The following is a 12,707-nucleotide window of genomic DNA, read 5'->3' as shown; positions in this document are numbered from 1 at the left end:
ATAGAGGTAGCGCCCGAACTTGTAATTTGCTCTTTGCTTAGCACATAAATAGAAGAGGCGGTGTTAAAGGCCGATTGTGCTCGTTTCATTGCAGAAGTTGCTTGAACATCCATTCCCATTAACGCGTCAAGGTCTAAGTCATCGTCGTTTAATGGTTCTGCAGCAAGTATTGGTGAGGCAATAATTAGTGAGCACAATAGCTTTTTAGGTATTTTCACCTAGGTTTCTCCACAGGGATCAAAAATCAAAAACAGGATATATTTTTGTAAAACATTTGTTACCACAAAATATTAGCATACTTTATATTGCTAAAAGTACACTTTATTAGGCTAACTAGCATAAATTACTAAGTAGTAAGGGTGTTTTAAAACGTAACGCTAAATTATTAAAGTTTTGTAGTTTTTAAATAAAATTAACAAATAAAGCTACAAAATCAAGTAATAAGGCAGTGTACATTAGGCGCTGCTTGTAAATTCGCTTATCTAATTTAGCTTGCTGGCTATATCATTAATTATTAGATGGTATGTAAAACGCAGCACACCTAAACACACCATTAATAAGGTAAATTACTTATAGTTAGCTGGTTCATACAGGCAAAATAATTTACCCTAAGTGTATTAGTCACTTTTATATTATTTGTTTTTATGAGCCTTCTTTTTTCTATTGCGTTAGCAAGCCTTCCTGCTTTACCCGAACCCGTTGCAAACAATGCCGTAGCTAAGGTTACTGTTGAAAACCAACGCTATTTTTTGAGTTTTATGGGGCTTGGTAAAAACAAACAACACACAGATGTACACAATAAGGTATTTTCACTAAAACTGGGCGACAGCGCATGGCAGCAACAAGCGAGTGTGCCTTCAAGTTTGCCATTAAAGGGGCGCTTAGCCAGTACTGCTGTTGGCTTAGGTGAATACGCTTATATATTTGGTGGCTACACGGTAGATAGCGATCATACTGAAATTTCAAGCCCCGATGTGTACCGTTTCGATATAAAAAACAATACGTATAAACACCTTGCAAGCATGCCAGTACCAGTTGATGACAGCGTAGCGCTAAGCTACAAAGAGCGTTACATATACCTTATTAGCGGCTGGCATAACGATGGCAACGTAAATTTAGTACAAGTTTACGATACTAAAAACAATACATGGCAGCAGGGGTCGCCTTTTTTAGGTGAGCCAGTATTTGGCCAAGCGGCTGCTATTAGTGGTAATACCATTGTTATTTGCGATGGCGTTAAAACCCAAGCAAATTCAGATTCTCGCCGCTCGTTTGCAGGTGTTGCTCAGTGTTTAAAAGGCACAATAAATGCCAACAATCCGCTAAAAATAGATTGGCGTACTTTGCCCCACCCTACGGGGGAGTCGCATTACCGTATGGCTGCTACTAGCTACAATAACAATATTTACATGCTGGGCGGCTCTAATAACCCCTATAACTACAACGGGATTGGTTACAATAAACAGCCCGCCCCGGCGAGCAACCATGTGTGGCGTTTTAATATAAAGCAAAACACGTGGCAGGTATTACCTAATGTAGCTGTTGGCAGTATGGATCACCGTGGCCTACTTGAGCACAATGGGGCTTTATATCGTATTGGCGGTATGAACAACCAACAACAAGTAATAAACGATGTACTAGGGTACGAGGTAGCACAGTGAATACACTTTATATTACCGGTGCAGGGGTAAGTGCTGCTAGTGGCATACCTACATTTAGAGGCGAAGATGGCTTTTGGACTATAGGCAGTAAAAACTATACGCCTATGGAAATGGCCACGCGTGCTATGTATCAAAATAATCCACGCGAGTTTTTAGCTTGGTATTACAATCGTTTTGCAGCCTATCGTAACCATGGCCCGAATGAAGTACACCATTGGCTGAGCGATAAAAACTTAATAACCCAAAATATAGATGGCCTTGATGGCAAAGCCGGTAACAAAAATTACATTGCTATACACGGCAGGCTCGATCAAATGACGTTATTTCATGAGCAAGGCGAAGCCGTTAAACCGCTTATGACACCGTGGGATAGTGTAGATGAAAGTCGCCTGCATGAGTCTCTTTTTGAGCTATTTAATATTCAAAACCAAACACCGGAGCTTAATCATTCGTTTAAGCCTTTTGTGTTGTTGTTCGATGAATTTTACACCGAGCTTTACAGAATAACCGAAGCACAACAGCGTATGCTCAACGCCGATAAAATTGTATTTATGGGCACCTCGTTTAGTGTAAATATCACCCAAATGGCATTAGAAATAGCCCGTAATTACGACATACCTGTAGAAGTGGTAGACCCTAACCCTGTTCACATAATGCACAGCAACGTAACGTACAAAAAAATGAATGCATTAGAATACATCCAATCTAATTAGAAAGTGCTATATTTTAAAGAGATTGCTAATGTTTTCTTAAATATTACAATCTCTTTATATAATATTAACGAGTCAATAATGTTATTATTATCCTCATTATAACAATACCAAAGAGACTTGAATGAGCGACCTAACTGCAATAGCAAACTTGTCCATTTTACTTGTAGAGCCTTCAGAGGTTCAGCAAAAAATAATAATAAAATCGCTTGCAGAAAGTGGTGTTAAACAAGTAGAAACTGCGGCTACTCAAGCGCAGGTTTTATCGTTACTTGAAAGTTACCACCCAGACCTAGTAATAAGCTCGATGTACTTATCAGACGGCACCGCCGACTCATTATTGCAAAAAATAAGACTTAACCCCGCCACTGAACATCAACCTTTTATGCTTATATCGAGCGAGCGTAATAAAAAGTACCTTGAGCAACTACGCCAATCCGGTGTGCTGGCTATTTTACCTAAGCCTTTTAGTGCAAAAGCCATTACTCGCGCACTCAAAGCAACCCTCGATATAATAAGCGAAGAAGAAGTAGATCTTGATCATTTTGATGTAACGCTACTTCGTGTACTTGTAGTAGACGACAGCCGCTTTGCTCGTAAACACATAATACGCGTACTTGCTGGCATGGGGATCCCCGAACCCGTAGAAGCCGAAAACGGAAAAGAAGCCATAGCGCACCTTAGTGAGCAATCGTTCGATTTAATCGTTACCGATTACAACATGCCAGAAATGGATGGCCGCGAACTAACCGAAACTGTACGTGGCTCAAATGCTTACTCGCATATTCCTATTTTAATGGTGAGCTCAGAGGCAAACGACACTCACCTAGCTAATATTGCGCAAGCAGGAGTTGATGCCATTTGTGATAAACCGTTTGAGCCGGCCACAGTGCGAGAATTACTTTATAAAATAATGTCTTAGTCTTCTAAAAAACGGCTAACAACAGCGGTAGTTAAATACATAACTACCGCTGTTTTGGCTTATTGGCTTGGCACGTTATATAACTGAAACGCCACAAAACATAAAATAACCGCAATACAGCTATCAAATACGCGCCATCTAAACGGGGAGCTTAAAACCTTTTTTAATTTTGGCGCAAACAACACTAAGCTACTAAACCAAATAACAGAGGCCACACAAGCGCCAATAGCAAAGTGCATAGGCACGGGTTGTAATGCGCCAATGCTGCCAAGCAGCAATACGGTGTCTAAATAAACATGTGGATTTAGTAAGCTTATAGCAAAGGCCGCAAGGGCCGTTTTCCACCAGCTCACTTTTATTACCTGAGTTACTTTTAACCCCGATGTGCCTTTAATTGCGCTGCGCGCAGAGCCAAATGCTAAGTAAAGTAACATAGCTATACCGCCCCACGTTAACCACGGTAATAACCCCGGCAGCCATAGCTTTAACTCATTAGCGGCAAATACACCTACAATAATTAATGTGGCGTCGCAAAGTATACAAACCGCGGCTAAAACAAAACGGTTAGCGCCCGCCATACATTGGCTTAAAATCCAAATATTTTGCGCCCCAATGGCAATAATTAAACTTAGCCCTAACATCACACCCGACAAAAACGACATACTTCTAATCCACTCAAATAAAACCTGTTATCCAATGCCTTGCAGGGTAGGGGGTATTCTGTTACAAATCCAATGAATATATTTATTGTTATATGCGTAAAACTCATGATTGATTACCAGTTACTCAATGCGCTTAGTGCCGTTATAAGTGAAGGCGGATTTGAAAAGGCCTCAAAAAAATTATTTATTACCCAATCGGCGGTGAGCAGGCGTATTCATCAGCTTGAGGCCAAACTAGGCGAACCCGTATTAATAAGAACCCAGCCGCCAACGCCCACGGCACTTGGTAAACGTTTACTTAATCATTTACAGCAAGTATTACAGCTAGAAGTGGCCCTTAATGTAGAGGCACTTAACGAGCACACAGATTTAAACACCCCGCTTAGCGTAAAGCTTGCTGCTAATGCGGATTCGCTTGCAACCTGGCTGCCCGAAGCACTCGCCGTATTAGATACAGAGCTTGCGTGCAAATTACGCTTTGAAGTCATTAGTGAAGATCAATCCATTGCCCATAAAAGAATGAAAGACGGCGAGGTTATGGTGTGTATTAGCTCATCCCCCGAGCCCGTTAATGGCGGCCTAGTTAGCCCACTTGGCGCCATACGCTACAAAGCCATTGCAAGCCCCGATTTTATAAAACAACATAAGCTTACTGAGCTTTCGCAATTAGCGCATTTACCGTGCTTGGTATTTAGTGAGTATGACAAGCTACAACACCAGTTTTTAGAAGATATTAATGGCTCAGCCCCACTGTTTACCCATATTTACCCTTCGTCAGAGGGATTTAAACAAGCCATGATAGCAGGCCTAGGTTATGGGCTATTACCTACCTTACAGCTAGGAGATTCGCTGATAAAAGGCGAGTTAGTCGATTTATTCCCAGAATATTATATTGATACACCTTTGTATTGGCACTATTGGCAAACCGAAAGCCCGCAGCTTAAAACGTTGCGTAAGTTTGCATTGCAAGTAGCAGGCAAACGGCTAGAGCCTATTAACCTATAAAGGCTAAGCCTGCGTTTATAACTGCCCTAATCTGTAAATAAGCAGTGCTGTTTTAGCGATGTTTTTATTAAGTGAGGTTAAATCGGCGGTTTCGTTTTTAGTGTGCGCACCACTGCCCATGAGGCCTAGGCCATCAAGCGCCATATCAACATGGTTTGCAGCAAACGAAATATCAGCAGCACCGGCATTACGTGGGTTTGCAGCCTCCACTTTGTTATAGCCTAAGTCTTGGCTTGCTTGGCTATACAGTGCAAGCAGCTTTTTATTACCCTCAGTGAGCCCCATTGGTGGGTAGCCGTCTTCAAAAGTAAGCTCAGCTTGGCTGCCATTTAAGCTTTTAGCCACTATTTGCTGCATCACTTTTTTAGCGCCCTCTACCTGCTTTGGCGAAAGCGCCCGTAAATCACCCGCTACATGCACGGTTTGCGCAATTACGTTACTTTTACCAAACGCCGTGGCTGACGAGTTAGCACTGTCGTAATCGGCATTTGTACCGCCTACAATAAGCCCCGGGTTAAAGGTTAAATTAGGTTGTGTAGCTAGTTGCTCTCTAAAGTTATTTAAAATACGCGACGCCTCGTAAATAGCGCCATAGCCCACATTGTCACTAAATATTTGCGATGAATGTGCGGCATTGGCCGTTACATTTAACGTCCAACCGGTATAACCACGGCGCGCCGCCATCGCGGTTTTAATATTGTTATCGCCGTTCTCAAAACCTAGCGCTACGTCAGCCCAAATTGCGCCATCAACAATCGCCTTTTTAGATAAACTAAGTGGGCGGCCGCTGCTTTCTTCATCGCCGGTAAGCAGCACTTTTACGCTTACGTTTTCAAGTAAATTGAGCGCTTGCAGGCTTTTAAGTGCGGTAATTATAATAGTGTTACCACCTTTCATGTCGGCTACACCTGGGCCTCTGGCGGTGTGTTCATCAATTTGTTTATAGGTAGTAAAGTTATCGTGTTTAGCAAACACGGTATCAAGATGGCCGATCATCAGTATTTTTATTGCATCGGGATCATTACTCTCATGGGTTGCTAATACATGCCCTGCACGGTTAAACGCGCTGCCATCTAGCCACTCAACCTCAAAACCAATGGCTTTTAATTGCTCGCTTGCAAGCGCGCCTACCTTTTTTACGCCTTCAATATTTAGTGAGCCGCTATTAATGTTTACCGCTTGTTCTATTTCTTTAAGCGCTTGCGGCATGTTTTGCTCAACTTGTTTTACTATTTCACGCTCGTTTTTATTAAGCGCCGCATAGCTTGTAAGCGACAGGGTACTTGCAAGGGTAAAAATAAGTGCTTGGCTAAATTTTAAAAGTGACATAACAGCCTAATAATTGAAAAGTAGTTCAGCTAATATGGAGTAAAAATACAAAGGGTTCAATAGAAGTAGATTGTGATTTTTAACTAATTTTATAAGCAATAACAGGTTACAAGTTTACGGGTTAATGGGTGTATGCGTTACTGGTTTAAACTCAGGTATTTAAAATATGATTTATTAATTAATAATTAATAATCAACTAATACAACTACACAGCTATATGTCTGATATTACTGATCTCCACCATTTTGGGGTTTTGCTACATTTAGGAAAAGTAAGGTGAAGCTAACTATTTGTTTACAGTTATTTATTTTATAGCTAGGATGAAATCAGTATAAAATAGGGACATTTACTGCTTTGCAAAATGACAAATGTCTTAGTTTGAATTGTTGGAACTTCACTGTAAATGGAGCAAATTTTAAATGGTAAATGATTTTGAAGACATGGAGAGTGACTCTGCTATCAAAGAGCGAAATAGAAGGCTTCATTATCAAAAAGCTGTTTTAGAACGGATTGAGCAAAGAAGCAAAAGGCAACGCGTTTACTTACTTCTTCTTTTATTGCCTTTACTTTCGATAATGACATCTCTTTCTCTTATATTAGTAGAGGAAAAAAAGTTCGTAGAAAAAATAGTTCTTCAGAAAGACATTGAAGAAATAATAGTGAATGGAGGAGATTTAGAAGCGATAAGGCAAGCTTCAAGAACTCAATCAACAGAAAATGTACTAAAAGTCATTTTTTCTAATAGAGATGATTATTATAACGTGGATATACCGTTGTCGGTTGTATTAAGTGACATAAGGGTGAATGCATTTAGAAAATCAAAGCAAGATATTCTGCCAATATTAGAGCCAATTATTAGTGAATATGAAGAAATTAACCCATTCGATAAACTTCAAGTTGGACAAAAAGACTACTTCGAAAATATTAGAATTAAAACAGGTGACTCATATCCAGATATAGTAAATGACATAAATAATCTGGCGGACGAGCTACATGAGAAAAATATATTAGTAGATGAATATCTGGGGGATTCAAAAATGTCATTTTGGATATCAATTATTGCTGTTGTTCTTTCGCTTATTATAGGTGGTTACCAAATATTTTCTGCTAGACCAAATGCAATGAAAAAATTATTCTTAGATGTCATTAGTGATCAAGGTGTTACATCAAGTAAAAGCTCTAACAAGTCAAGAAAGCCGGATGCTGAAAATCGCGCTTATGGATCAAGCCCTAATTAATGAGGAGCATTTAATTAAATGACACCACCTAGAGTATTTATTTCTTATTCTCATGACTCTGCTGAACACAAAAGTTGGGTTTTAGATTTTGCTACCACTTTACGAAGTCGTGGAATTGATACAGTTCTCGATCAGTGGGATTTAAGGCCAGGCGATGATCTGCCACACTTCATGGAAACTGAATTAGATAAATGTGATTACGTTATTATTGTGTGTTCAGAAACTTATGTTTCAAAAGCTAATGCAGGTAAGGGAGGGGTTGGTTATGAGAAAATGATAGTAACAGCCTCATTGCTGCAAAGAATTGATAGCAATATTATCATTCCTGTAGTTCGTCAGTCATCTTCACCGACTCTTCCTACCTTCTTGCGATCAAAGCTTTATATAAACTTTTCTAATGACTCAGAGGTTGAATATTCACTTGATGAGTTGTTGAGGACTCTTCTTGATGCCCCTTTGTATGAAAAACCTGAAATTGGAACAAACCCATTTAGGCCATTGCAGGGGTCTAAGCCTGATAGAACCGCAGACGGCGTAAAAGCATCAATGGTCGTTTTATCTAAAGCATTTGAAAAGAGTCAATATGATGACTTAAGCATTGGGGAAATTAAAAATTTTAGTGACATGCATCGGCTAAAATTAGAAAGGTATTTGAGTCAAGCTGAATCAATGGGGCTAGTTAAGTCTGATATACTTAATAAATATTCGGTCACTAGCGATGGGTATGATTATCTAGTTAGTCACGGAATCATAGATTCCTAACAAAACGTTTAAATATACAATACCTTTGCTTTATTTTTGACTACCAACATCTAATAAAGACAACCATCAGGTTTAACGCCATTGGCATTAAACCTGAAAGCTCAAATTCAACCAATCATCGTTAATTAGTCGGCATTAAATATATCTCGCGCACGTTGATGCGCTGGTTTGCTTCAATGACAAATAGTACGGCGTCGGCCACATCTTGTGGGTCGAGTTTGTCGGGTTTTGCTTCATCAAAAAATGGAGTGTTTACCATGCTAGGGGCTATGGTGGTACAGCGGCCATTCCACTCGCTCATTTCTTCAGCTAAGTTTTGGCCAAACCCGTAAGCAAACCATTTAGTTGCACCGTAAATAGAGCCTTTAATTGGCATACGGCCAGCAGCTGGGCTGGTTAATATAAAGTAGCCTTGGTTTTAGCCCATATATCTGTGCGCTTTATTTAGAAATTTGCTACCACAACAAAGTAATGCACAGTATCCTGTACATGTGATAATTTTCCAGCTAAACTTGTCTTATATAATGTACAAGTGAGGTGCAAAATGAGAATAGTGTCTTTTACCGAAGCCCGAAATAGTCTAAAAGCCGTTTTGGATAATGTAATTAATGATGCAGATACGACAGTAATCACTCGTCGTGACACTGAAGATGCGGTTGTAATGTCATTAGATTACTACAACAGCCTTATGGAAACTGTTCATTTACTTCGCTCTCCAGCGAACGCTGAACATTTAAACCGTTCAATTGCGCAGTATAAAGCGGGCAAAACGACTCCACGAGAACTTATTGATGAGTAACAGGTTATTATCATGGACTGATGAAGCTTGGAATAGTTACGTCTACTGGCAGACTCAAGATAAGAAAACCTTGAAACGTATAAATAAGCTAATTGCTGATGTTAAGCGTTCTCCATTTGATGGGATTGGAAAACCGGAACCCCTCAAAGAAAATCTTTCAGGCTTTTGGTCTCGTAGAATAGATGATACAAATCGTTTGGTATATGCCGTGGATGATACAGCAATTACAGTTATCTCGTGCCGTTACCATTACTAAATAAACAAGATAAATAAACAAGACACCCATCTTGAATTATTCATCCTATCCAGCCAGTATTTATTAAAAAACCGTCAGGTTTAACGCCATTGGCATTAAACCTGACAGCTCAAATTTAACCAAACAACGTTAATTAGTCGGCATTAAATAAATCTCGCGCACGTTGTTGCGCTGGTTTGCTTCAATGGCAAACAGTACGGCGTCGGCTACATCTTGCGGGTCGAGTTTGTCGGGTTTAGCTTCATCAAAAAATGGGGTGTTTACCATGCCAGGGGCTATGGTGGTACAGCGGCCGTTCCACTCGCTCATTTCCTCAGCCAAGTTTTGCCCAAACCCGTAAGCAAACCATTTAGTTGCACCGTAAATAGAGCCTTTTATTGGCTTACGGCCAGCGGCTGAGCTGGTTAATATAAAGTGGCCTTTGTTTTGGCGTAAATGAGGCAGGGTTGCTTTTGCCGTCCACAGCAGGGCTTTAATGTTTATGTCTATCATGGTTGACCATTCATCGGGGTCGCCTTTTTCAGTGCCTGCGGTTGAAACGCCCATACCTGCGTTGGCAAATGCGGCATCTAGTCGGCCAAATTTTTTAAGCCCTTCTGTTACTACGTTTTCAAGTTCGGTAAAGTCGGTGGCATCTGCGGGTACACTCAGTGCGTTATCTTCACCTAATGACTCAACTAGTTCAGCTAATTTATCTTCACTTCTGGCGGTAAGAATGACTTTATGGCCGTTATTAACCAATGTTTTTGCACTCGCTTCACCTATGCCACTAGAGGCACCTGTAATTAGAACTACTTTTTCTTTCGCCATGATTATTTCTCCTATGTTTACATATTCAAAATGATAAGAACGGTTTAACTAATACGTGCTATTGACTGTACCAGTTCTGGGTTAACGGGGCTTGAATGCAGGTCACTTTTCGAATGAATTATTTGGATGATCTTAGATGAGTGGCTTTAATGGGTTTTTGCAAAGGTGGAGTGTTCGTTTTTGTTATACTTTTTATAAAAAAAAGCGCACCTTAAAGTGCGCTATACGTTTATTGTGTTACGTCAAAGCTAACTGAAAGGTCCTCAGTTTGCGGTACACTAATTTGCTTAAGTTGATAAACAGTGAAATCAGTATCTTCTAGCTCTGCATCGTCTATATGTGCGGTGCACGTATAGCCAAGTTGGTAGTCTCCCGGTGTAATGAAAGCAAGCTCAAACTCATATTGGTTATCGTCTTGATCAAATACAACATTTGCGGTCGCAAGTGGAGCATCTTCTGGGGTTTGCTCATCTATTTCGTATATATCTTTAGGTACTTGAGCATCTGATGAATATAAATATACGGCGTGTCCAAACGTTGAATCTGCAGCAGCAGTGGCGATATTATCTGTTTCACAGTTATTAATAAGCGCTTGGCTTACTGTGCCTTCAATTTCTTGTGACTCAGAAAGATTTTGTAATCGTACGCCTCTAGGTTTTAAAAAGAGCTCCTCATTATTTTGGGGATCGACCAGCGATTTTTTTAGGTCAAATTCTAAAACAAAGTCGTTATCAGTTTGGTTAAGTGTAAAGCCATCGAGTTGTATTTCGCCTACACCATCATTCCCTTTTCTTTTTACCACGAGCGGAGCAATGCTGTCGTCTTCGTATACTACGTGAGATGTAAAACTAAGGTTATTAGTATCGCCATTTATAACTTGAGCGCGGATCCACGAGTATTCGCCTGCTGGCACTTCTTGATCGTCAAGCAGCTCAAAAACATCGTCCCCGGTGTAATCGAGCAAATTAACCATTTGTGGTTGAGATGCGTCAGCTTCACTTCGGGTTTCAAAACTAAATTCTTCATCGCCTTGTGTTTTAATAGTGATTGAATCAAACACGACGTTAACCGCTTTTAAACCACTAACCGGCGCATCTGACACACCAAGGCTAAAGGTTGATTTGTCGCTAGATTGTGGCGGTGTTGTGTCATTGTCATCACTTGAAGAGCCACACCCGGCTAATGCAAAAAGAACGGCGCTGCTGACTAATGTTGATTTAAAATTCATGATTTACTCCTTTAGTTTATAAAGCGGATTGTAGAAGGGCTAAGCTGAATTTAGATTGAACTGGTTTTTAGAATAGTTACTTGAAGTTAATCTTTATTTTACTTTGCGCATTTTTGAACAAAAGTATGTACGCCATAGGTTAACTAGTTTGTGAGCACTAAGGTTTTAAGTGTGAAAATTTAAGCGAAAAAAGAAAAACTTTGCTAAATTAATTTGCTGATATAGGCACACCTTCCACTTATTTTAATGCTATCGCTTTAAAATTTTTACTATATACTCCCGCCACTTCTTTTGAAGTGTATAGATTTAATTCTTGCTGATAATCAGCCCATAGTTGGAATATGTATGAAAGATAAACTTATTGTGTTTTGGCAAAGCCATTCAGAAACTATCATCACTTTAGGTTACAAAGTGGTATTAGCCTTGGCTATTTTAGTTGCGAGTGCACTTATTGCGCGTTCGGTAAAAAAAGCGATTAAAAATTCTAAGTCGCCATTAAAAAAAGTAGACGAAACGCTACTGCCGCTTTTATCGAGCATTGCGGGGTATTTAGTTTACATAATTGCTGGGCTGTTTATATTAGATATTTTTGGCGTTAATACGGCAAGCTTAATAGCGCTAATGGGCGCGGCGGGTTTAGCGATTGGTTTGGCGCTTAAAAACACTTTAAGTAATATTGCAGCCGGCATTATGTTATTAATACTTAGGCCATTTAAAATAGGCGACTTTGTAGATGCGAGCGGCACGCTTGGCACAGTGAACGAAATAAACTTATTTACGACCATTTTTAAAACCACCGACGGCCTTTATATCGCATCGCCTAACGGTAAAGTGTGGGGCGGCAACATTAAAAACTTTACCCGCAACGGTAAAAGGCGCATGGATATAGTGGTGGGTATTTCGTACGCCGACTCTATTGATGTAGGCTTAAATGTACTTAAAGAATTAGCTGCATCAGAAAGCCGATTACTCGCAGAGCCAGCGCCTAAAGTAATGGTTACCTCAATAGGCGAAAGCGCAGTAAATATTCAATTACGTGCATGGGCTGTAAATGGCGATTACTGGCAAACCGTGTGGGATTTAAATAAACGCGTTAAAGAGGCCATAGAAGGCGCGGGGCTGAGTATTCCGTTTCCGCAGCGAACGCTGCATATATCTGAGTCGATGGCATCGGCAATAACGGTTAATACCAATCCGCAATAATACTTAATCATTTTGCGGGGCTAAACGTGTCGCTACCTGCGTTAAAAAATTCTCATTTAGAACAACTAAATAACGAATTTTTTGCCTAGTTATCAACACGTTTTTCCAGCCTCAAAATAGAT

13 protein-coding genes and 2 pseudogenes are annotated in these 12,707 nt (G+C 40.1%); 9 read left to right on the top strand and 6 right to left on the bottom strand.

Annotated features, from left to right (window positions below):
- Positions 1 to 218 (bottom strand): annotated as a pseudogene (locus B4F91_RS18880) (ligand-gated channel protein); the annotation flags it as partial.
- A gap of 426 nt (positions 219 to 644) precedes the next feature.
- Here B4F91_RS18880 and B4F91_RS18875 point away from each other — a divergent pair.
- The 3 genes from B4F91_RS18875 to B4F91_RS18865 all read left to right on the top strand — a co-directional run bounded on the left by B4F91_RS18875 (position 645) and on the right by B4F91_RS18865 (position 3,293).
- Positions 645 to 1,661, top strand: coding sequence for a Kelch repeat-containing protein (locus B4F91_RS18875; protein WP_286938606.1), 1,017 nt, complete (start codon positions 645 to 647; stop codon positions 1,659 to 1,661).
- Complete coding sequence (locus B4F91_RS18870) at positions 1,658 to 2,374, top strand: SIR2 family NAD-dependent protein deacylase (RefSeq protein WP_024032918.1); 717 nt, start codon at positions 1,658 to 1,660, stop codon at positions 2,372 to 2,374. Before B4F91_RS18875 ends, B4F91_RS18870 begins: the two co-directional genes overlap by 4 nt.
- Positions 2,375 to 2,495: 121 nt before the next feature.
- Positions 2,496 to 3,293 carry a response regulator gene (locus tag B4F91_RS18865; RefSeq protein ID WP_004587007.1) on the top strand — a complete coding sequence of 266 codons (798 nt, stop codon included), beginning with the start codon at positions 2,496 to 2,498 and terminating at the stop codon, positions 3,291 to 3,293.
- A gap of 59 nt (positions 3,294 to 3,352) precedes the next feature.
- On the opposite strand, the gene B4F91_RS18860 is transcribed toward B4F91_RS18865, so the two are convergent.
- Complete coding sequence (locus tag B4F91_RS18860; RefSeq protein WP_004587008.1) at positions 3,353 to 3,955, bottom strand: LysE/ArgO family amino acid transporter; 603 nt, start codon at positions 3,953 to 3,955, stop codon at positions 3,353 to 3,355.
- 72 nt (positions 3,956 to 4,027) lie between these two features.
- Between B4F91_RS18860 and B4F91_RS18855 the strand changes: the two genes are divergently transcribed.
- The gene (locus B4F91_RS18855; protein WP_235207531.1) at positions 4,028 to 4,960 is read left to right on the top strand and encodes a LysR family transcriptional regulator ArgP; all 933 of its coding nucleotides are present in this window, start codon (positions 4,028 to 4,030) and stop codon (positions 4,958 to 4,960) included.
- Positions 4,961 to 4,975: 15 nt separating this feature from the next.
- Here B4F91_RS18855 and B4F91_RS18850 read toward each other — a convergent pair whose 3' ends face one another.
- Positions 4,976 to 6,289, bottom strand: coding sequence for a M20/M25/M40 family metallo-hydrolase (locus tag B4F91_RS18850; protein WP_286938607.1), 1,314 nt, complete (start codon positions 6,287 to 6,289; stop codon positions 4,976 to 4,978).
- Positions 6,290 to 6,708: 419 nt separating this feature from the next.
- Between B4F91_RS18850 and B4F91_RS18845 the strand changes: the two genes are divergently transcribed.
- A complete protein-coding gene (locus B4F91_RS18845) occupies positions 6,709 to 7,527 on the top strand; it encodes a hypothetical protein (RefSeq protein ID WP_286938608.1) in 819 nt (272 codons plus the stop codon).
- Between the two features lie 18 nt (positions 7,528 to 7,545).
- Positions 7,546 to 8,289, top strand: coding sequence for a toll/interleukin-1 receptor domain-containing protein (locus B4F91_RS18840; protein ID WP_286938609.1), 744 nt, complete (start codon positions 7,546 to 7,548; stop codon positions 8,287 to 8,289).
- 121 nt (positions 8,290 to 8,410) lie between these two features.
- Here the strand turns inward: B4F91_RS18840 and B4F91_RS18835 are convergent.
- Positions 8,411 to 8,701: pseudogene (locus B4F91_RS18835) on the bottom strand (SDR family oxidoreductase); the annotation flags it as partial.
- Positions 8,702 to 8,833: 132 nt separating this feature from the next.
- Here B4F91_RS18835 and B4F91_RS18830 point away from each other — a divergent pair.
- Entirely contained in the window at positions 8,834 to 9,088 is a 255-nt protein-coding gene (locus B4F91_RS18830; RefSeq protein WP_004587013.1) for a type II toxin-antitoxin system Phd/YefM family antitoxin, read from the top strand.
- Positions 9,081 to 9,344 (top strand): Txe/YoeB family addiction module toxin, encoded by a 264-nt coding sequence (locus B4F91_RS18825; RefSeq protein WP_024032911.1) that lies wholly within the window; start codon positions 9,081 to 9,083, stop codon positions 9,342 to 9,344. The genes B4F91_RS18830 and B4F91_RS18825 overlap by 8 nt, the downstream gene beginning before the upstream one ends.
- A gap of 129 nt (positions 9,345 to 9,473) precedes the next feature.
- Here the strand turns inward: B4F91_RS18825 and B4F91_RS18820 are convergent, their stop codons facing one another.
- Positions 9,474 to 10,154 (bottom strand): SDR family oxidoreductase, encoded by a 681-nt coding sequence (locus tag B4F91_RS18820; RefSeq protein ID WP_248461760.1) that lies wholly within the window; start codon positions 10,152 to 10,154, stop codon positions 9,474 to 9,476.
- Positions 10,155 to 10,383: 229 nt separating this feature from the next.
- The gene (locus B4F91_RS18815; protein WP_286938610.1) at positions 10,384 to 11,382 is read right to left on the bottom strand and encodes a DUF4382 domain-containing protein; all 999 of its coding nucleotides are present in this window, start codon (positions 11,380 to 11,382) and stop codon (positions 10,384 to 10,386) included.
- Between the two features lie 345 nt (positions 11,383 to 11,727).
- On the opposite strand from B4F91_RS18815, the gene B4F91_RS18810 reads away from it, so the two are divergent.
- Entirely contained in the window at positions 11,728 to 12,585 is an 858-nt protein-coding gene (locus tag B4F91_RS18810) for a mechanosensitive ion channel family protein (protein ID WP_286938611.1), read from the top strand.
- Positions 12,586 to 12,707: the final 122 nt, after the last annotated feature.

Source organism: Pseudoalteromonas sp. UBA6610, assembly GCF_002433295.1.
GTDB classification, from domain to species: Bacteria; Pseudomonadota; Gammaproteobacteria; order Enterobacterales; family Alteromonadaceae; genus Pseudoalteromonas; species Pseudoalteromonas atlantica.
The sequence above is the reverse complement of the archived record's forward strand: the minus strand, read 5'-3'. Positions and strand labels throughout refer to the sequence as shown.